Source organism: Mycoplana sp. 10N416 (assembly GCF_056394765.1).
The window spans coordinates 313,853-331,467 of the sequence record NZ_JBFTIM010000005.1 but is presented as its reverse complement, the minus strand read 5'-3'; the positions used below and the strand labels follow the sequence as shown (position 1 = coordinate 331,467).

Sequence of the window (17,615 nt, the reverse complement as noted above, 5' to 3'; positions counted from 1 at the left end):
GAGGGGACCCGGTTCGATGACCCTTTTGCAAACCGCCAAGCCGCAAACGGAAAAGCCCGCCCGCCCGTCGCTCCTGAAGCGCATCCGCAACAGCGATGTCTGGTGGTCCTTCACCCAGAGCCGGTCGGCGCAGATCAGCGCGCTGGTATTGGCGATACTCATTCTCGCGGCGATCTTTGCACCGCTGATCGCCCCGCAGAACCCCTATGACGGCGCCTCCCTCGACATGTGGAAGGCGGAACTGCCGCCGATCTGGAGCCAGGACGGCGAATGGCCCTATCTGCTCGGCACGGATACGCAGGGGCGCGACATGCTCTCGGCCATCCTCTACGGCACGCGCATCTCCATCGTCATCGGCATCGCCTCGGTGGCGCTGTCGCTGGTGATCGGCATGGCGGCGGGCCTCGTCGCCGGCTATTTCGGCGGCTTCACCGATAACCTTTTGATGCGCATCGGCGACATCACACTGTCGATCCCCACCATCCTCGTTGCCATCCTCGTTTCTACGGTCGTGCGGCAGATGCTGCCGGAAAGCCTGCGCGAGGTCGGGGCGTCCGCCGTGCTCGTTCTCGCCATCGCGCTGTCGGCCTGGGTGCAATATGCGCGAACCGTGCGAGCGCAGGCGATCGTCGAAAGCGGCAAGGATTATGTTGCGGCGGCAAAGCTCATCGGTGTGCCGGCCCGGCGCATCATGGCGCTGCACATCCTGCCCAACACGCTGACGCCGATCATGGTCGCTGCCACGCTGAACTTCGGCATGGCGATCCTGACGGAGGCGACGCTGTCGTTCCTCGGCATCGGCATGCCGCCGACCCAACCGTCGCTCGGCACGCTGATCCGCATCGGCAACCAGTTCCTGTTTTCTGGTTCCTGGTGGATCGTCCTGTTCCCCGTCATTCAACTCTGCCTGCTGGTCGTCACCGTCAACATGCTCGGCGACTGGCTGCGCGACGCGCTTAATCCGAAATTGAGGTAAGTACTATGCACGATCTCCTGCTCCGCAATGTCAGGCCGATGGCCGGCGAACGCTGCGACATCCTGATCAAGGATGGAAAGATCGCAGGCCTGAGCGCCTACCAGCCGGAGGTCGGCATGGTCGTGGAAGATGGACAGGGCGCGATCGTCGTGCCGGGTCTCATCGACGCCCACACCCATCTCGACAAGACGACCTGGGGCATGCCCTGGCACGTCAACAACCGCGCCGCGATCCTGCGCGAGCGCATCGATTTCGAACGCGAGCACCGGCTCGAGATCGGCATCGATCCGCACCGCCAGTCGATGCGCCATGCGATCGGCCTTGCGGCGAACGGCGCCACCCATATCCGCAGCCATGTCGATATCGACCCGACCCACGGCCTCTCGCTGGTCGAAGGCGTGTGGCAGACGCGCGAGAAGCTCAAGGGCGTCATCGATATCGAGATCGTCGCCTTCCCGCAGTCTGGCGTCATGGTCATGCCGGGTACAGTGGAGCTCTTGGATGAAGCGCTGCGTCAGGGCTGCGAGGTGCTGGGCGGCATCGATCCCTGCGGCATCGACCGCGACCCGAAGGGCCAGCTCGACATTCTCTTCGCCTTGGCGGTCAAGCACGGCGTTCCGATCGACATCCACCTGCATGAGGCGGCCGATCTCGGCGCCTTCACCATGGAACTGATCTTCGAGCGCATTCGCGCCAACGGCATGGAAGGCAAGGTGGCGATCAGCCACGCCTTCGCCCTCGGCATGAATGATTACGTCCGCGTCGGCAAGCTGATCGAAGAGATCGCCCGCCTCGACGTCGCGATCCTGACGACGGGCGCACCGTCCGCCAATGTGCCCTCGATCATGCGGCTGAAAGAAGCGGGCGTCCGCGTCGGCGGCGGTTGTGACGGTATCCGCGATACCTGGGGCCCGTGGGGCCAGCCGGACATGCTCGACCGCGCCAAGGTGATCGGTATGAAGAACGGGCTGCGCTCGGATCACGAGCTCGCCCACGTGCTGCACGTCGTCTCGCAGGGCGGCGCTGATGTCATGCGACTGGAGGGTTATGGCCTCGATGTCGGCTGCAATGCCGACTTCACGCTGTTGACCGGCGAGACCCTTGCCCATGCCGTCGTTGACATCGCGCCGCGACCGCTGGTCGTCAAGGGTGGTCGCGTCGTTGCCCGTCAGGGCAAGGCGATCGTGGAGATGCCGTGATGGCCGATATCTCCCTGGAACTCGGCCGCCGTCCCGAAGGCCGCACGCTCGTCACCGCAAGCTGGGTTGTCGGCCACAAGGATGGCAGCCATCGTCTTCTGCGCAACGGCGAGGTGGTTTTCGAAAATGGCGAGATCCTCTTCGTCGGCCATCGCTTTCCCGGTGAAGTGGCACGGCGCATCGATTTCGGCAATGCTCTGATCAGCCCTGGCCTGATCGATCTCGACGCGCTTTCCGATCTCGATACGACCGTTCTCGGCATCGACCATCACCCCGGCTGGGCCAAGGGCCGCGTCTGGCCGCGCTCCTATGTCGAGGCCGGTCCCTATGAGATGTACAGTCAGGAAGAGCTGGCCTTCCAGAAGCGTTTCGCCTTCGGTCAGCTGCTCTTGAACGGGATTACCACCGCAGCACCGATCGCCTCGTTGTTCTATCGCGAATGGGGTGAGACGGTTGCCGAATTCGATGCGGCGGCTGATGCCGCCGGCGAACTCGGCCTTCGGGTCTATCTTAGCCCCGCCTATCGCTCCGGCGGTATGGTGCTGGAAGCGCCGGGACGCATGGTGCCGGTTTTCGAGGAAGAGCGCGGCTTTCAGGGGCTGAAGGACGCCATCGCCTATATCGAGCGGCAGAACGGCCGCCACGGCGATCTCGTGCGTGGCATGCTGGCGCCCGACCGGGTCGAAACCTCCACCCTGGCGCTGATCCAGCGCACGGACGCGGCGGCGCGCGATCTCGGCTGCAAGTTCCGCCTGCACATGGCGCAGGGCAGCATGGAGGTGGACACGGTTCGCGCACTCCACGGTTCGACCGCACCGGTCTGGCTCGCCAAGGCCGGCCTGCTCAGCGACCGGCTGATCGCGCCGCATGCCACCAATGCCACCGAGGAGGACCTGGCGCTGTACGCGGCAAATGGCGTCTCCATCGTCCATTGCCCGCTGGTCTCCGGCCGTGGCGGCAGCATCCTCAACTCCTTCTCCGCCTGCCGCAGGCGCGGCATCAACATCGCCATGGGCACGGATACGACGCCTGCGGATATGTGGATGAACCTGCTGGTGGGCCTGATCACCGGCCGCATCGCCGACGGCGCGTCCGATCAGCTGCGTTCGGCCGATCTCTTCGATGCCGCCACGCTCGGCGGTGCCCGGGCCTTGGGCCGGTCGGACCTCGGCCATTTGTCGCCCGGCGCCCGCGCCGATGTTGCCGTCTTCGATCTCGATGATGCGGTCATGGCGCCGTCGATCGATCCGATCACGACGCTGGTTACCGGCGGTTCGGGCAAGGTCACCCGCGCCGTCTTCGTCGATGGCCGCGTCTCCATGCTCGCCCGCAAGGTGGCGGGCATCGACATGGAGGAGGCGCGTAGGAAGGCGCAGGCCCAGTATGACGGGCTGATCGCCAAATATCCCGAGCGAAGCTGGGCCAATCCCCCGGTTTCGGAGATCTTCCCGCCGAGCTATCCGATCGAGGTGGACGAAAATGGGTAAAGCAGAACAGGCGGTCATCGATGTCCGCAATCTAAAGGTCGAGTTTCCGGGGCGGCGCGGCACCGTGACCGCGCTGTCGGATGTCAGCCTCTCCATCCGCGCCGGCGAGATCCTCGGCGTGGTCGGTGAATCCGGCGCCGGCAAGTCGATGACCGGCCTTGCCATCCAGGGCCTGCTCGAACGCCCCGGCCGCATCGCCGATGGCGAGGTCTGGCTCGGCAAGCGGCGCATCGATACGCTCGGCGACCGGGAGATGGAGCGTATCCGTGGCCGCGAGATCGGCGCGATCTTCCAGGATCCACTGACCTCGCTCAATCCGCTCTTCACGGTCGGCGCTCAGCTTACCGAAACGATCCGCCAGCACCTGTCGCTCAGCAAGGTCGAGGCGCGAGCGCGGGCGGTGCAGCTGCTGAAAGATGTCGGCATTCCCTCGCCGGAGGAGCGGGTCAACCATTATCCCCATCAGTTCTCCGGCGGCATGCGCCAGCGCGTGGTGATCGCGCTCGCGCTTGCCGCGTCTCCGAAGCTGATCATCGCGGACGAGCCGACGACGGCGCTCGACGTGTCGATCCAGGCGCAGATCATTTCGCTGCTGCGGCGCCTCTGCAAGGAGAAGCAGACGGCTGTCATGCTGGTGACCCACGACATGGGCGTGATCGCCGAAGCCGCCGACCGCGTCGCCGTCATGTATGCCGGTCGCCTCATCGAGATCGGCCCGGTCGAGCAGGTGCTGCATGCACCGCGCCATCCCTACACACAGGGGCTGATGGCCTCGATCCCTTCGCTTGGTGCACGGGTGGCAAAGCTGAACCAGATCGACGGCTCGATGCCGCGGCTTGACGCCATCCCTGCCGGCTGCGCCTTCAATCCGCGCTGCGTTTCCGCCGGCCCGCGCTGTCTGCGCGAAAGGCCCGAACTCATAGCCGTCGGCGAAGGCGCCAGCGCTTGCTGGCTTAACGCGGGAGGAAACATATGACCACATCCGCTCAGAAAGCACCGGCCCTGACCGTCAACGGCCTGGTCAAGACCTTCGATGTTTCCGCGCCCTGGCTCAACCGTGTCATCGAGCGCAAGCCGCGCCAATTCGTACAGGCGGTCAACGACATCGACTTCACCGTTCCGGCCGGCGGGTGCCTCAGCATCGTCGGCGAGAGTGGCTGCGGCAAGTCGACGGTCGCGCGACTGGTCACCGGGTTGTACCGGCCGAGTGCCGGGGAAGTCCGCTTCGCGCCGGGCCGCAAGGGGGCACCGCTTTCCGCCCAGATGATCTTCCAGGACCCTTATGCCTCGCTCAATCCGCGCTGGCGGGTGAAGAACATCATCGCCGAGCCGCTACGCGAGTTGAAGCTGCGCGAGACGCCGGCCGAGATTACCGAGCGCGTGGAGGAGCTGCTGCGCACCGTCGGTCTTTCGGCCTCGGACGGCGAGAAATTTCCGCACGAGTTTTCCGGCGGCCAGCGCCAGCGCATCTCGATCGCCCGCGCGCTTGCGAGCGAGCCGGAATTTCTCGTCTGCGACGAGCCGACCTCGGCGCTCGACGTTTCGGTGCAGGCGCAGGTTCTGAACCTGATGCGCCGGCTGCAGGACGAGCTGGGCCTGACCTATCTCTTCATCAGCCACGACATGAGCGTGGTGCGCCATATGTCGGATCGCATCGCGGTGATGTATCTCGGCCGGATCGTGGAGGAGGGGGATACGGAAGAGCTTTTCGCCCACCCGCGCCATCCCTATACGCAGCTTCTGCTGCAGACCATCCCCAATATCGACGCGCCGCGGCGCGACCGGGAACCTTCGGGCGGCGAAGTGCCGAGCCCGCTCAAGCCGCCGTCCGGCTGCACCTTCCATCCGCGTTGCCCGCTCGCAACGGCGCGCTGTTCCGCGGAAGTGCCGGCCATCCGTGCTCTGGGCAACGGCACGCGCGTCGCCTGCCACCTCGCCGAGGAGGAAGCGGTGCCTGCCTGACGTTATGCGTCAGGCAAGTGCTGCGCGCAGATCATGGGAAAGGTCGCGGATTTCGCTGAGGTCGAGTTCGGATTCAACGTGCTCGAGATGATGGGCCATCAGATGGGTGGCCGTGTCGGCATCGTTGGCGGCGATCGCCTCGACGATGTCCGCATGCTCGTCCGGCCCGCAATTGAAGCGATTGGTGTTGCGGTAGACCGCGGTTATCAGCGAGGAGCGAGAGATCAGGTCGCGCATGGTCGTGAACAAGAAGTCGGAGCCCACGGTTTCGGCGAGCAGCAGATGGAAACCGCCGGAGAGCTTGATGATATCGGTCGTGACATCGTTGGCATTGGCAACGCGTTCCTTGGCGACGTGGTCGCGCAGGCGCTTGAGATCGGCCTTGGACACCGACTTGCACAGCCGATCGACGACGCAGCGCTCCACCGTGCGGCGCACGAAGAAGACATCGCGGGCTTCCTCGACCGAAGGCTTGGAGACGAAGGCGCCACGATTGGGCACGATGGTGACGAGACCGTCGCGTTCAAGAACGGCAAGGGCCTGGCGGATGCGGGCGCGGCTGACATTGAAGATCGCCGCCATCTGCTCTTCCTTCAGCTGCACACCGGGACGGAGCCTGCGCTCGGCGATGGACAGCCAGACTTTCTCGACAATTTGTTGCGTGGACGGGCCGGATTGCTCGGACATCGGATTCACTCCCCATTGGGGCTAGACAAGCGGGATGCCGCAGAAAAAGTCAACTGTAACAGTAGGATTTTGATTGCAGAATTGTCAACAATATGACACTACATTGTAGATCATAAATCCGGAAAAGCGCCATGGAATTCGACTTTACCGAGCTTGAGCCGCAAAGCCGCTACCGTCTTTTGACGAACTTCATCGGGCCCCGGCCAATCGCGCTCGTGACGACGCGTTCGTCCGCCGGCCACAACAATGCGGCGCCGATGAGCTTCTTCAACGTCTTTTCCCACGATCCGCCGATCGTGGTGCTCGGCATCCAGCCGCGCCTGACCGGCGAGGAAAAGGACACGATGGCGAACATTCGCCGCACGCAGGAGTTCGCCATCAACATGGTCGACATGGCGTTGTCCGAGCAGATGCTCGTCTGCGGCCTGGGGTTCGACAACGAAGTCGACGAGCTTTCCATGGCCGGGCTGACGGCTCAGGCCTGCAGCAAAATCGATGCGAGCTACGCTGCGGAATCGCCGTGCGTTTTCGAATGCCGGGTCGAGCGGCTGATCGATTACCCGCGCCGCACTCTCGTCCTCGGCGAGGTCGTCCACATGCATGTCCGTCGGGAATGCCTGGACGGGGAGGGGCGCTATGTCGACCCCGAGCGCTATCAGCCGATCGCGCGTCTGCATTCCGACAACTACATCACCTCCGACCGCCAGTTCGTCCTGAAGGCTCCGCCGATTGCCGATTTTATCAAGCCGCAGGGCGAGTAAGGGCTTTGAAAGGTTTGACTACATGCACATCCGTCTGATCAATCCCAATTCCACGGCCTCCATGACCGCGCAGGCGCTGGAGAGCGCGCTGCGGGTCAAGCAGAAGGATACGCATGTCTCGGCCGTCAATCCCGTGAACACGCCCGTCAGTATCGAGGGCGGTGCCGACGAGGCGATGGCGGTGCCCGGCATGCTCGACGAGATCCGCAAGGGCGAGCGCTTGGGCGTCGATGCCTATGTGGTCGCCTGCTTCGACGATCCGGGACTCCATGCCGCGCGAGAAGTGGCGCGCGGACCTGTCATCGGAATCTGCCAGGCGGCCGTGCAGGTCGCCATGACCATCAGCCGCCGCTTCTCGATCATCACGACGTTGCCCCGATCGATCCCGATTATCGAAGACCTGGTGAGCGACTACGGCGCGGAGCGCCACTGTCGCATGGTTCGCGCCATCAACTTGCCGGTGCTCGGTTTGGAGGAGGATCCGGCCGAGGCCGAGCAACTGCTGATCCGCGAGATCGAGGCGGCGAAAAAGGAAGATCGGGCGGAGGCCATCATTCTCGGCTGCGCCGGCATGTCCGCTCTCTGCGATCGATTGCGCGAGGCGACGGGCGTCCCCGTCATCGACGGTGTTACGGCAGCGATCAAGTTGGCCGAGGCGCTGGTCGGTGCCGGCTACACCACCTCGAAGGTCAACGCCTACGACTATCCCCGCTTGAAAGAAGCCAAGATGGCCGCGTGCGCCTGAATAGATCGGCTTGGGACAAGGCGCTATCTGAGCCGGCGGTGGCATGCGGGCCAAGCGTTGGCATCCGTGGTCGATGAACGCCTATCAATTCCATTGATCTAATGGTTCGCGCGCCGACATCAACCAGTCCATCTCAACAGTGCGGAATGGGCTCATCGCCCCAGAGATCCTTGCGTGCAATGATGCGGACACGGAAGGCGCGTTCGGCTTCGGCGCTCAGCGTTTCGTCCGTATAGGTCTCGAAGTAGGTCGACAGATAAGACAAGCGGGCCGACAGCGGCTCGTGTATGTTGAGGGCGTAGTATCCCATCTGCGTATAGTAGAAGTTGCGGGCGCGGATGAGAGCCTGGCGCTCGGGAAAGCCATGGGACTCGAACATGGCAACAAGCGCGTCCATCCGCTGTTGATCCGACATTGCGATATTGCGCTGAAGCTCCGCATCGCCGCGCGCCCAGTCGCGCACGGCGAAATCGAGCCGGGGATCGAACAGTCCAGGATCGATCCAGCACATGAAAAGCGCAAGGACCCGGTCCTCGAGTGTTCCCGGAGTGGTCGCGGCACGGATGATGCTGGCGGTATTGGACTGCTCCCACACCTTGAGCATCGCCGCGAGCAACTGTCCGCGGTCGGCGAAGTGCCAGTAGAAGCTGCCACGCGTGACCCCGAGCAAATCCGCGAGACGCGTAATCCTGACCGAATCGATGCCGCTTTCGATCAGCACCCTCAATGCTTTGTCGAGCCAATCGGCGCGCGTCAGTCGCGGTTCGGCGCGGTTCTCCCCGGCGGCAGCGCTGACTCGCTCGATCAGTTCGCGGTTCGTCATTGACTTCTCCATACAGGCATGCATGTGTCCATACACATGTGTCTTGTGGTCATGATTTATTTAGATCAGACAGAACGACCGGGTGGAAGAGAAAGATGACGGACGAAGCCAAGGCGCCGGCGCGCGTGAACCGCTTTTCTGCGTTGAAATTTCAACCGCGTTTCGCCTATCCCGAGATGGCGGATGTCGTGGAGGTTGCAGGGCTTGCCGATCGGAGCGAGCTTTCCGGCGGCTTTGCCCGTTTTCGGGATGCGGATATTCCGTGGCAGGTGGAATATGACGAGCTGATCCTTGTGATCTCGGGCGAATTTTCCGTCGAGACACCCGCGGGTCTGCTCGAAGCGGCGCCGATGGACACGATCTGGCTGCCCGCCGGTACGCCGGTGCGCTATCGCTCGAAGGATGCGCTGGTCTTTTACAGTCTTCAGCCTGCAAGCTGGGCGCGCGGGGTTGCCGCATGACCCGCATCAAGCTGCTTCCCAAGGACGACCGCGTGAACGGCTGGAGTGCGCTTCTGCCGTCGCGTCAGCCTTGTCCGCCGCTGACCGGTGATATCAGCGCCGATGTCGTTGTGATCGGCGCCGGCTTTGCCGGGATCGGCGCGGCGCGTCGCTTGGGCGAGTTGCGTCCGAATGCAAAGATCGTCGTTTTTGATGCGCAGCAACTCGGCGAAAACGCCTCGGGGCGAAACTCGGGCTTTGCCATCGATCTGCCCCACAACGTCGGCTCGTCGCTCGAAGAACTGGCCAAGGGAAATGCCTACATGCGGCTTTCCCGTGCAGGGATCTCCTCCCTGCGCGACTGCGTACAGCGCTACGGTATCGACTGCGACTGGAGCGAGCATGGGAAGTATCATACCGCCAGCTCGGAGAGAGGGGCGGAAGAGGTTCTCAGGCCGACGATCAAGGAATTGGACCGGCTGAACGAGCCCTACGAATGGCTGGGGCGCGAAGAGACTGCTAAACGGCTTGGCACGCGCCACTTCGCGGCGTCGGTCTACACGCGCGGGACGGTGCTTCTCAATCCTGCCGCCCTGAATCGCGGTCTGGGTGAAAACCTGCCCGAGAACGTGACGCTTTATGAAAATTGCCCGGTGCTCGAGGCGGATTTTGGCTCCACCATCACACTCAGGACCGCGCAGGGCTCCGTCAAGGCGCCTAAGGCCATCCTGGCCGTGAACGGGCTCGCCGCGCGCTTCGGTTTCTGGAAAGGCAAGCTCCTGAGCTTCGCCGCGCACGCCAGCCTTTCGCGTCGTCTCACCGAGGCGGAACAGGCTGCGCTCGGCAATATCGCGCCGTGGGGCTCGACTCCGGCCAATGCCTTCGCGGGCATCACCATGCGCTACACCAACGATCACCGCATCCTGATCCGGCAGAACATTCATTTCTGCCCTGGGTTGCGGCAATCCGACGAGCGCCGTTTGAAGATCCGCGCAGAACACCAGCGCCTGTTCGACGACCGTTTCCCGATGCTCCAGGGCGTCACGATGGAGCATACCTGGACGGGCTATATCTGCCTGTCGCGCAATGGCGCGCCGGGTTTCGGTCAGGTCGCCCCGAACGTCTGGAGCGCGGTGTGCCAGAACGCCGTGGGCGTCGCCAAGGGCACGATCAGCGGGCGGCTTGCCGCGGAAATGGCGCTTGGCGAGGACGATCCGCTGATCGCCGACATGATCAGCCTCGGCACGCCGACGCCGGTCCCGCCACGGCCGTTCCTCGACATCGGGGTGAGGGCGCGTTTCGCTTACGAGATTTACAAGAACCGACACGAGGCCTGAGGGAAGACCAACCCTGGGGGAGGAGACACGATGACGAATGCAATGCGCAACCTGAAAGCGGCAGCGTTTACGGCTGCGTTCATGTCCTGCACGGCATGGGCGGCCCCGGCCGTGGCCGAGACGCTGAAGATCGCAACCGATTCCGGCGCGAAAGGCTCGGATGCGGGCAATGCGATCGAGACCTGGGCGAAGGAGATCGAGACCGCCACCAACGGCGAACTGAAGCTCGAGATCTTCTATCAGAACGAGCTTGGCGGCCAGCAGGAGGTGTTCGACCTGCTGATGGCCGGCGACGTGGATCTGATGCTGAACTGGCCGATGACCTCCTATGACAAGCGCATCTCGCTGATCTACACGCCCTACATGTTCACCGACTGGTCTGCCGCCCTGACCGCCTATGGCAAGGACGGCTGGCTGAGCAGCGCGCTGTCCGGAGTCTATGCCGATGCCGGGCTGAAGTATCTCGGCGCATGGCCGGAAGGCTTCAACGGCGTCGGAACCAAGGGCGGCCATGCGACCACCGTCGAGGCAGCCAAGGCCTTCAAGGTCCGCGTGCCGCCGGTTTCGCCCTTCACCGAGACCATCGCCGCCATGGGCTATCAGACCGCGACGATCGATTGGGGCGAGCTTTACTCGGCGCTTCAGACCGGCGTCGTCGATGGCGACAGCGCCAACGTGATCTTCTATGACTTCAAGTACTTCGGCGATGTCTTGACCGACTACGTCCACAGCCGCCAGCAGTTCCTGACCGGCATCCTCACCGCCAACATGGAAAGCTGGGACAAGCTCTCGCCCGAACAGCAGCAGGCCGTCGCCGCCGGGGCGGAAAAGGTCATGCTGGCACAGTTCGAGGCCGCCAAGCGGGCCGATGACGGGTACGTGGAGGAATGGAAGAAGCTCGGCCACAAGTACGTCGAACTGAGCCCCGAAGAGCTGGAAACGCTGCGGCGAACCGTGCGCGAGGCGGTCTGGCCGCAGATGGAGCCGCTCATCGGCGCGGATCTCCTTGATCTCGTCCGGCAGAACGCATCCGCCGATTGATCCCTGTCGCCATCGAGGTTCGCGTGATCGCCTTCCTGACAAAAACCGACCGGGTCTTTGCCTGGCTCCTGCGCGCGACCGTCCTGGTGACCAGCGCAATCGTAACGCTTGCGCTGGTCGCTCTGGTGATCTGCCGGTTCTTCTTCAACTATGCGCTGCTTGGCATGCATGAAGCGAGCCTTCTCGCAGCGATCTGGCTTTACATGGCAGGGGCCGTTCTGGCCTCGCGCCGCAACGAGCATCTGGTTGTCGATTTCCTGGCAACCTCGCTTCAATCGCCCCGCGTCAAGGCGATCCACAGTCTCGTCGTCGCTGCCCTGACCCTCGTCATTGCCGGCTTCTTCGCGCTGTGGGTCTGGAAGATGCTGGCATGGGGCATGAAGCGTCCCCAGACCATTCCGGTCCTTGACCTGCCTTTGTGGTCGGCGCAGGCATCGTTTGCGCTCGCCGCACTTTCGGCCATCCTCTACGCGCTGCGGGACCTCGTCCGCACAGGCCTTCAGATCGTTTATTCCAGCAAGGGGGCCTAAGATGGAGGCTTTACTCGTCCTGGGGCTGCTGCTTGTCCTTCTGGGGATCGGCCTTCCCGTCGCATGGTCCTTCGCCGGTGTCGTCGCGGCGCTGGTCTGGATCTATGACGTGAACCTCAACACCCTGATGCTTCAGGGCTTCAGGTCGCTCAATTCCGTGATCCTGCTGGCACTGCCCCTGTTCATCCTCGCGGGCTATCTCATGCAGTCGGGCGGGATCGCGAGCCGGCTCGTCGCCTTCATCGAAATGGCCATCGGTCGGCGGCGCGGCGGGCTTGGCAATGCCATGGTCGGGGCATCGGGGGTTTTCGGCGCGATTGCCGGCACCGCCACGGCGGCAGTGGCGGCGATCGGGACGCTGATGATCGACCCGATGGCCGAGCGCGGCTATCCACGCGGCTATTCGGCGGCGCTTCTCGGGGTTTCCTCGTTGCTCGGGATCCTCATTCCACCGTCGATCACCATGATCCTTTTCGCCGTGGCGACCCAGCAGTCGGTCGCGGCCTGCTTCGCCGCCTCGATCGTGCCCGGGATCATGCTGATGATCGGGCTCATGCTCTTCAACCGCGCCCAGATCGGGCGTCGCATCCACGAGCTTCACGATGAGCGCAGGCTCTCGGGGCCTGAGAAGAGGCGCATCACGCTGCGCACACTGCCGGCACTTTCCCTGCCCGTGATCATCATCGGCGGCATCTACGGAGGCTATTTCACCCCAACCGAGGCGGCCGCCTTCGCCGTCGTCGCCGCCGTCACCATCGGCATCTTCGTTTATCGCGACATGAGCCTTGCGCGGTTGCGCGACAGCACCGTCGCGGCCGCCGAGACGACCGGCTCGATCGTGCTCATACTGCTCTTTTCCTTCGTGATCGGCCGCATCCTCGTTGCCGAGCGCATCCCGCAGGACCTGACCGAACTTGTCGCCCAGCTCGTCAGCAACCCGATCGGGGTGATGATTCTGGTGAACGTTTTTCTGATCATCGCCGGGGCGCTGATCGACGATGTCTCGGTCACAGTCGTGATTGCGCCGCTGTTGCTGCCGCTGATGGTCTCGGTCGATGTCCATCCCGTTCACTTCGCGGCGATCGTCGCGACCTCGGTGGTGATTGGCGCTAACAGCCCGCCCATGGCGCCGGTGCTGTTCATGGCCTGCAGGATCGGCAAGGTCTCGGTCCATCACGCCGTCGGTCCTGCGCTGCGGATGATGGCCTTCGTCGCCTTGCCGGTGATGGTGCTGACGACCTTCATCCCGGCGCTGTCGCTGGCTCTGCCGCGCTGGCTGGGCCTGCTCTAGCTGCGAAGGTGATGTCGCTGGCTGGTGGCCGTGGCGAGCGACGCCACGGGCAGTCGGGGAACGGTCGGCCATGGTGTCGGGCCTGCCATCCGGCGCGGCTGGCGGATGGTCAGCTTGCCGGCGGCGACATAGAGGAGGAACGAGCCCACATGATAGGGCGTCATGATGTCGATCTCCACGAAGGCGCGCATGGCGAGCAGCACAGCCAGGCCCAGCAGCAGTGCGGCCTCCGGATGGCGGTCAGTCGAGAGGAAGCGGCCAAGATGCCCGGCGATCGTGACGGCCAGCACCATGCACAGCAGCAGGAGCCCGATGGCACCTGTCTCGACCGCAGCCCCGATGAAGGTGTTGTGAAAGTGAAAACCGGTTCGGGTGCCGATGTAGAATTCCTCCCACAGCCGCTCCGCTTCCGAAAAGCCCTGGACCCAGTACGCCTGATAGCCGACACCGAACCACGGGTTGGCCGCGGCCGCCTCGATCCCCTGTTGCCAAAGATAGGTTCGGCCAGTCAGTGTCGCGTCCTTGCCGAAGGCTCCGAGCACGAGGCCATAGCCTCCGGCTGAGATGAAGGCGACAGCACCGACTGCAAACAGGATGGTTCCGCCGACAAACAGCGATTTGCGGTTTCGCGGCGTAAGCCACGTCAATATGTTAAGGCCAATGCAGCAGCCGACAACTGCAGCCGTCGTTAGCACGGAGGTTGCCGACTGCGATACTGCAAGGGCATAGCCAGAGAGCAGTCCCACGCCTGCGCTCACGGCCATCCACAGATGGCGCTCGCCGAGGATCGTGACCGCCGCGACCGCGAAATAAACGCCAAGCGAGGCGTAGAAGCCGAGCTGGTTCTTCGAGGCGAAGGCGCCAACGAAGCTCACCGTGCCATCGAGCGGGTCGGCATGATAAACGCCGAAAGCGAAGGAATAGAGGAGCACGAGGCCGACCCCAACCAACACACCGCGCGCCAGCGTCGCAATGTCGATCGTGCGCATGGCAATCAGCGCGCAGATAACATGCGACAGGTACTGGATGCCCGTGCGCAGCGTCTGCGCGGGGGCGGCTGACCAGAACATCGACAGGCAGGCGAAGACCGCGAATGGGAGGATCCAGAGGTAGCGCGAGTAGTTGCCGAGCACTCTGCGGTAGTCGACCAGGACAAGCGGGAGCCACAACCCGTAATAGGCGAGGATAGATACTTGGCCGAACAGCGTCGAGTAGGCAAACACGAAGAGAGACAGGGCCACCGCAACGATGCCGTAGGCCCGGTTCTCACCGGGCGTTACCAGGCTGGCCTTGGCGATCCTCATGCGAGCCTCATCGCATGGCCATGTTCAACTGAACCTTGACCACGTCGCCGGGCAGTACTTCCGTCATCTCGTCAGCCGTGACTTCGGTCGCTTGACCGTCCTTTTGGCGGACGATCACATAGGCGATGTCGGCACCGGAACCGTTCTCCTTGGTGGTGGCCGCTTCCGCCGATTGCAGCAAGGCTTCCGACACCAGCTTCTGGCTGGTTGAAAGCTTCAATGTCACCGCCTCCAGTTCGCGTTCGGTGTTCTGCAGTTCCTGCGCAAGCATTGCATCCCAATCGTTCTTCAGATTGGTCTCGTCCTGGTTTGCCTTGCTGGCGTCCTGCTTGGCTTTCAGCGACGCCGTGTCGATGTCGAGCAGCGAAGCCTGCACATCGGCGATCCGCTGCTCGAGCGACAGCTTTCGCGAGCTGACCGTCAGGCCCTTTTCGGTGAGACTTTCGACCTTTTTGAGATCCTCATCGACAAGGGAAAGTTGGCGGGCCTGCGTCTCCGACTTCTTGGCAAGCGAATCAATCTCGTTCTGCAACAGCGCCTTCAGGTCTGCCAGCGCCGCGAGCTGGACCTTCTGCCTGCGGTCGCGGGATTCCATCAGCGCTGTCTCGCTTTCCACGAGGCTCGTCAGGTCGGGCGCGTCCTTCAGTTCGCCGGGCGGAGCGATTTTATCCTTGTTGGTGATTTCGGCCTGCAGCCTGGCGCGCCGGACCAGGAGCCGGTTGCGCTCCGCCACCAGCACCGATGCATCCCCGTCCGCCCGGATGAAGTCGCGGGCGAAGCGCTGCCCCGCCTCACCGCGGCGCAAGCCGCCGCCGAGGCTGATGGCCTTCAGCACCGTCATGCTGGGGGCGAAAGGATATTCGCCGGGATCCTGCACCGCGCCGGCGACATAGATCGGCCGGTACTGCGCCAACTCGACCGACGCCGAGGGCAGGTCGCGCAGCGCAAAGAGCTTCTGCATCCGATCGCCAATTTCGGCGGCCACTTCGGCGGTCGTCTTGCCGGCGACCGGAAGTTCCCCGACGAGCGGCAGGGATATTTGCCCGGATGTGCCAACGGCATAGTCGCCGCTGAGCGCAGACCAGTCCCGCACGGCCCCCTCGGCGGTCTGCCACTCAACGACGCGGATGCGCAGCTTGTCGAGAACGTCGAGCCGATATTCCTCGGCACGTGCCTGGCCACTGTGCAGCAACCCCAGCACCAGACCGAGGGCCATGCCGGCGGCGGAAGTGCGAATACGGAATCGTCGCGGCATCGCAGCCGCTCTAACCTTCGTCATGGATGTACCCGTTCAGTGAGATCAGTAGCTGCCGCGCGACAGGCAGACGGCGGGGATCGTCCTGGCAACGATGATGACGTCGTTGGTCAGCGACCAGGTCCGGACATACTGGGAGTCGAATGCGATGCGGGCGGCGTAGGAGACATCGTTGCGTCCGCTGACCTGCCAGAGACCGGTCAGGCCCGGGCGCGTCTGCAGGTAGTAGGCGGCGGCAGCCTCGTAGAGCTCGAGCTCGTCCTCGACGACGGGCCGCGGACCGACGATGCTCATCTCGCCACGGAGGATGTTGAAGAGTTGCGGCAGCTCGTCGAGGCTGAGCTTGCGCAGCACGGTGCCGACGACCGTCACCCGTGGATCGTCCTTGAGCTTGCGGGTCGTGCGCCACTCCTCATAGGCATCCGGGTTGGCCTTGAGGTATTGCTGGAGGACGCGGTCGCCGTCGACCCGCATGGTCCGGAATTTCAGACAGCGGAAGCTGCGCCCGTTGTGGCCGACGCGGCGGTGTCCGTAAAACACCGCGCCGCCATCGGACATTTTGACGAGCAGGCTGATCAGCAGGAAGATCGGGCTGAGAAAAACGAGTGCCATCGAGGCGGCCAGGATATCAAAACCACGCTTGGTAATTCCGCCAAGGGGCGGGGCGCCGGCTGTACCGGTGCTGAGAAACGTCGAACTGGCCGATCGTGTCGCGGACTTCATAGAGGGGGCTCCGTTCCGGTTTGTCGATTGGTCGTGTCCGCTTGGGACGCGGGCGCCATCCAACACGCAACGTTTGGTCAGAGTTTGTTTCAGGGGAGAATTTTTGGTGACAGCGCGTGAGGCCTTCTATTTAAGGCGCTTATAATATATGTTCTTCATAGTTATAGTTCAATTCTCGCATGTATCATCTTATCGTATGGAGTAATTTATATAAATAATATTGCAATTTTTTGCGCTTGGCCAAATTTGATAGTTTAATCGCTGAACATGTTTATCTTTTTCATTTAAGTAGTTCTTTGTTTGTCTTTGTGAACGGATGCAGTGTTTCTATTTATAGCAAATTTCCTTCTGCTATTGCAGTGCAGCATTGCGCGGCGATGTGCTGATCGCAGGGGACTGTCGGTATAGATCCTGTAACAAAAGGTGATCGCAGGGGAGCTGGTCGCATACATCAGAGGCTGCATCTGCGTTCAGCCGATCACGCAGTTGATGTAATGCGGCGGCAATACGGCCGAATGCCGCCCGATTTGGCCGCGGTCCGATTCGTTGCAGGAGACGAGGTCGAGCCAAGGCGATCACAACCTGTTGAATTGCCCGCCTTTTCATCCTGTTCAATAAGGAAGCGCAGCCAAAGATTGAACCTGCGACGCCCGGCGAATATACTCGACGCGCTCCCAAGGTGTCCGGGAGGAGGCCGCCTCGACATGACATTCCCAATTCATTCCATGGGCCCGAGCTAGCGCGATGTATGGTCCGCGCGTCTTCATAAGCATGGTCGGCACATTGCTGGTCTTCGGACTGGTGACGTATGGGCTGACGGGTTCGCTAACCGGGACCCTCATTCGAACTTTGATTTGCGCGGTCTTGCTGCAGGTTGGCTATTTCGCGGGCGTACTCTTTCTCGTCTGGAGGGAAGCGCGCGAGCGCCAACGGAAGGTCGATGAGGCGATCGTGCCCACTGCAGTGGGTGCTGAGGATAAATCGGCCTCGAGCCTCACAGTTTCCAGGCTGAACGAACCCGGGCCTTCCAACTACTGACGCCTCTTTAGGCTCG

The 17,615-nt window shown here is 62.9% G+C and carries 18 protein-coding genes; 13 read left to right on the top strand and 5 right to left on the bottom strand.

All coding sequences use genetic code 11. The annotated features are described in order from the left end of the window. The first annotated feature begins 16 nt into the window (after positions 1-16). The 5 genes from AC1DDS_RS12965 to AC1DDS_RS12945 are packed head-to-tail and all read left to right on the top strand — an operon-like array spanning position 17 to position 5,624. Positions 17-976 carry an ABC transporter permease gene (locus AC1DDS_RS12965; RefSeq protein ID WP_477479267.1) on the top strand — a complete coding sequence of 320 codons (960 nt, stop codon included), beginning with the start codon at positions 17-19 and terminating at the stop codon, positions 974-976. A 5-nt stretch (positions 977-981) separates the two neighbouring features. After that, positions 982-2,175, top strand: coding sequence for an amidohydrolase family protein (locus tag AC1DDS_RS12960; RefSeq protein ID WP_477479266.1), 1,194 nt, complete (start codon positions 982-984; stop codon positions 2,173-2,175). Beyond that, positions 2,175-3,662: an amidohydrolase family protein gene (locus AC1DDS_RS12955; protein WP_477479265.1), complete on the top strand. Its 1,488-nt coding sequence runs from the start codon at positions 2,175-2,177 to the stop codon at positions 3,660-3,662. The genes AC1DDS_RS12960 and AC1DDS_RS12955 overlap by 1 nt, the downstream gene beginning before the upstream one ends. Next, complete coding sequence (locus tag AC1DDS_RS12950) at positions 3,655-4,638, top strand: ABC transporter ATP-binding protein (protein ID WP_477479264.1); 984 nt, start codon at positions 3,655-3,657, stop codon at positions 4,636-4,638. The genes AC1DDS_RS12955 and AC1DDS_RS12950 overlap by 8 nt, the downstream gene beginning before the upstream one ends. After that, on the top strand, positions 4,635-5,624 hold the full coding sequence (locus AC1DDS_RS12945; protein ID WP_477479263.1) for an ABC transporter ATP-binding protein: 990 nt from the start codon (positions 4,635-4,637) through the stop codon (positions 5,622-5,624). Before AC1DDS_RS12950 ends, AC1DDS_RS12945 begins: the two co-directional genes overlap by 4 nt. Positions 5,625-5,633: 9 nt before the next feature. Here AC1DDS_RS12945 and AC1DDS_RS12940 read toward each other — a convergent pair whose 3' ends face one another. Further along, positions 5,634-6,311 (bottom strand): GntR family transcriptional regulator, encoded by a 678-nt coding sequence (locus AC1DDS_RS12940; RefSeq protein ID WP_310420116.1) that lies wholly within the window; start codon positions 6,309-6,311, stop codon positions 5,634-5,636. A gap of 131 nt (positions 6,312-6,442) precedes the next feature. On the opposite strand from AC1DDS_RS12940, the gene AC1DDS_RS12935 reads away from it, so the two are divergent. Both AC1DDS_RS12935 and AC1DDS_RS12930 read left to right on the top strand, forming a co-directional pair. Next, positions 6,443-7,072, top strand: a complete 630-nt coding sequence (locus AC1DDS_RS12935; RefSeq protein ID WP_477479262.1) for a flavin reductase family protein — start codon at positions 6,443-6,445, stop codon at positions 7,070-7,072. A gap of 22 nt (positions 7,073-7,094) precedes the next feature. Further along, positions 7,095-7,817 (top strand): aspartate/glutamate racemase family protein, encoded by a 723-nt coding sequence (locus tag AC1DDS_RS12930; RefSeq protein WP_477479261.1) that lies wholly within the window; start codon positions 7,095-7,097, stop codon positions 7,815-7,817. Positions 7,818-7,950: 133 nt separating this feature from the next. Here AC1DDS_RS12930 and AC1DDS_RS12925 read toward each other — a convergent pair whose 3' ends face one another. Next, complete coding sequence (locus AC1DDS_RS12925; RefSeq protein WP_477479260.1) at positions 7,951-8,640, bottom strand: TetR/AcrR family transcriptional regulator; 690 nt, start codon at positions 8,638-8,640, stop codon at positions 7,951-7,953. Positions 8,641-8,735: 95 nt separating this feature from the next. On the opposite strand from AC1DDS_RS12925, the gene AC1DDS_RS12920 reads away from it, so the two are divergent. The 5 genes from AC1DDS_RS12920 to AC1DDS_RS12900 are packed head-to-tail and all read left to right on the top strand — an operon-like array spanning position 8,736 to position 13,279. Continuing rightward, complete coding sequence (locus tag AC1DDS_RS12920) at positions 8,736-9,101, top strand: hypothetical protein (RefSeq protein WP_477479259.1); 366 nt, start codon at positions 8,736-8,738, stop codon at positions 9,099-9,101. Then, the gene (locus tag AC1DDS_RS12915; protein WP_477479258.1) at positions 9,098-10,417 is read left to right on the top strand and encodes an NAD(P)/FAD-dependent oxidoreductase; all 1,320 of its coding nucleotides are present in this window, start codon (positions 9,098-9,100) and stop codon (positions 10,415-10,417) included. The genes AC1DDS_RS12920 and AC1DDS_RS12915 overlap by 4 nt, the downstream gene beginning before the upstream one ends. Positions 10,418-10,447: 30 nt before the next feature. After that, positions 10,448-11,458: a TRAP transporter substrate-binding protein DctP gene (gene dctP / locus AC1DDS_RS12910; RefSeq protein WP_477479257.1), complete on the top strand. Its 1,011-nt coding sequence runs from the start codon at positions 10,448-10,450 to the stop codon at positions 11,456-11,458. Further along, positions 11,455-11,988, top strand: coding sequence for a TRAP transporter small permease (locus AC1DDS_RS12905; protein WP_477479256.1), 534 nt, complete (start codon positions 11,455-11,457; stop codon positions 11,986-11,988). The genes dctP and AC1DDS_RS12905 overlap by 4 nt, the downstream gene beginning before the upstream one ends. Position 11,989: 1 nt before the next feature. Then, on the top strand, positions 11,990-13,279 hold the full coding sequence (locus tag AC1DDS_RS12900) for a TRAP transporter large permease (protein WP_477479255.1): 1,290 nt from the start codon (positions 11,990-11,992) through the stop codon (positions 13,277-13,279). Here the strand turns inward: AC1DDS_RS12900 and AC1DDS_RS12895 are convergent. The 3 genes from AC1DDS_RS12895 to AC1DDS_RS12885 all read right to left on the bottom strand — a co-directional run bounded on the left by AC1DDS_RS12895 (position 13,276) and on the right by AC1DDS_RS12885 (position 16,561). Beyond that, a complete protein-coding gene (locus AC1DDS_RS12895) occupies positions 13,276-14,583 on the bottom strand; it encodes an O-antigen ligase family protein (protein ID WP_477479254.1) in 1,308 nt (435 codons plus the stop codon). The two genes, AC1DDS_RS12900 and AC1DDS_RS12895, sit on opposite strands and share 4 nt — an antisense overlap. A 7-nt stretch (positions 14,584-14,590) precedes the next feature. Further along, complete coding sequence (locus tag AC1DDS_RS12890; RefSeq protein WP_477479347.1) at positions 14,591-15,799, bottom strand: polysaccharide biosynthesis/export family protein; 1,209 nt, start codon at positions 15,797-15,799, stop codon at positions 14,591-14,593. 84 nt (positions 15,800-15,883) lie between these two features. Continuing rightward, positions 15,884-16,561 (bottom strand): sugar transferase, encoded by a 678-nt coding sequence (locus AC1DDS_RS12885; RefSeq protein ID WP_477479253.1) that lies wholly within the window; start codon positions 16,559-16,561, stop codon positions 15,884-15,886. 744 nt (positions 16,562-17,305) lie between these two features. Here AC1DDS_RS12885 and AC1DDS_RS12880 point away from each other — a divergent pair. Continuing rightward, positions 17,306-17,599 carry an exopolysaccharide production repressor protein gene (locus tag AC1DDS_RS12880; protein WP_310420095.1) on the top strand — a complete coding sequence of 98 codons (294 nt, stop codon included), beginning with the start codon at positions 17,306-17,308 and terminating at the stop codon, positions 17,597-17,599. Positions 17,600-17,615 lie beyond the last annotated feature (16 nt).

Excerpts from the sequence above, each read along its gene's own strand:
- AC1DDS_RS12895 (WP_477479254.1), bottom strand. The coding sequence starts at position 14,583 with ATGAGGATCGCCAAGGCCAGCCTGGTAACGCCCGGTGAGAACCGGGCC.
- AC1DDS_RS12890 (WP_477479347.1), bottom strand. The coding sequence starts at position 15,799 with ATGGCCCTCGGTCTGGTGCTGGGGTTGCTGCACAGTGGCCAGGCACGT.
- AC1DDS_RS12960 (WP_477479266.1), top strand. The coding sequence starts at position 982 with ATGCACGATCTCCTGCTCCGCAATGTCAGGCCGATGGCCGGCGAACGC.
- AC1DDS_RS12925 (WP_477479260.1), bottom strand. The coding sequence starts at position 8,640 with ATGACGAACCGCGAACTGATCGAGCGAGTCAGCGCTGCCGCCGGGGAG.
- AC1DDS_RS12950 (WP_477479264.1), top strand. The coding sequence starts at position 3,655 with ATGGGTAAAGCAGAACAGGCGGTCATCGATGTCCGCAATCTAAAGGTC.
- AC1DDS_RS12935 (WP_477479262.1), top strand. The coding sequence starts at position 6,443 with ATGGAATTCGACTTTACCGAGCTTGAGCCGCAAAGCCGCTACCGTCTT.
- dctP (WP_477479257.1), top strand. The coding sequence starts at position 10,448 with ATGACGAATGCAATGCGCAACCTGAAAGCGGCAGCGTTTACGGCTGCG.
- AC1DDS_RS12945 (WP_477479263.1), top strand. The coding sequence starts at position 4,635 with ATGACCACATCCGCTCAGAAAGCACCGGCCCTGACCGTCAACGGCCTG.
- AC1DDS_RS12965 (WP_477479267.1), top strand. The coding sequence starts at position 17 with ATGACCCTTTTGCAAACCGCCAAGCCGCAAACGGAAAAGCCCGCCCGC.
- AC1DDS_RS12915 (WP_477479258.1), top strand. The coding sequence starts at position 9,098 with ATGACCCGCATCAAGCTGCTTCCCAAGGACGACCGCGTGAACGGCTGG.
- AC1DDS_RS12900 (WP_477479255.1), top strand. The coding sequence starts at position 11,990 with ATGGAGGCTTTACTCGTCCTGGGGCTGCTGCTTGTCCTTCTGGGGATC.
- AC1DDS_RS12930 (WP_477479261.1), top strand. The coding sequence starts at position 7,095 with ATGCACATCCGTCTGATCAATCCCAATTCCACGGCCTCCATGACCGCG.
- AC1DDS_RS12955 (WP_477479265.1), top strand. The coding sequence starts at position 2,175 with ATGGCCGATATCTCCCTGGAACTCGGCCGCCGTCCCGAAGGCCGCACG.
- AC1DDS_RS12940 (WP_310420116.1), bottom strand. The coding sequence starts at position 6,311 with ATGTCCGAGCAATCCGGCCCGTCCACGCAACAAATTGTCGAGAAAGTC.
- AC1DDS_RS12880 (WP_310420095.1), top strand. The coding sequence starts at position 17,306 with ATGTATGGTCCGCGCGTCTTCATAAGCATGGTCGGCACATTGCTGGTC.
- AC1DDS_RS12885 (WP_477479253.1), bottom strand. The coding sequence starts at position 16,561 with ATGAAGTCCGCGACACGATCGGCCAGTTCGACGTTTCTCAGCACCGGT.
- AC1DDS_RS12920 (WP_477479259.1), top strand. The coding sequence starts at position 8,736 with ATGACGGACGAAGCCAAGGCGCCGGCGCGCGTGAACCGCTTTTCTGCG.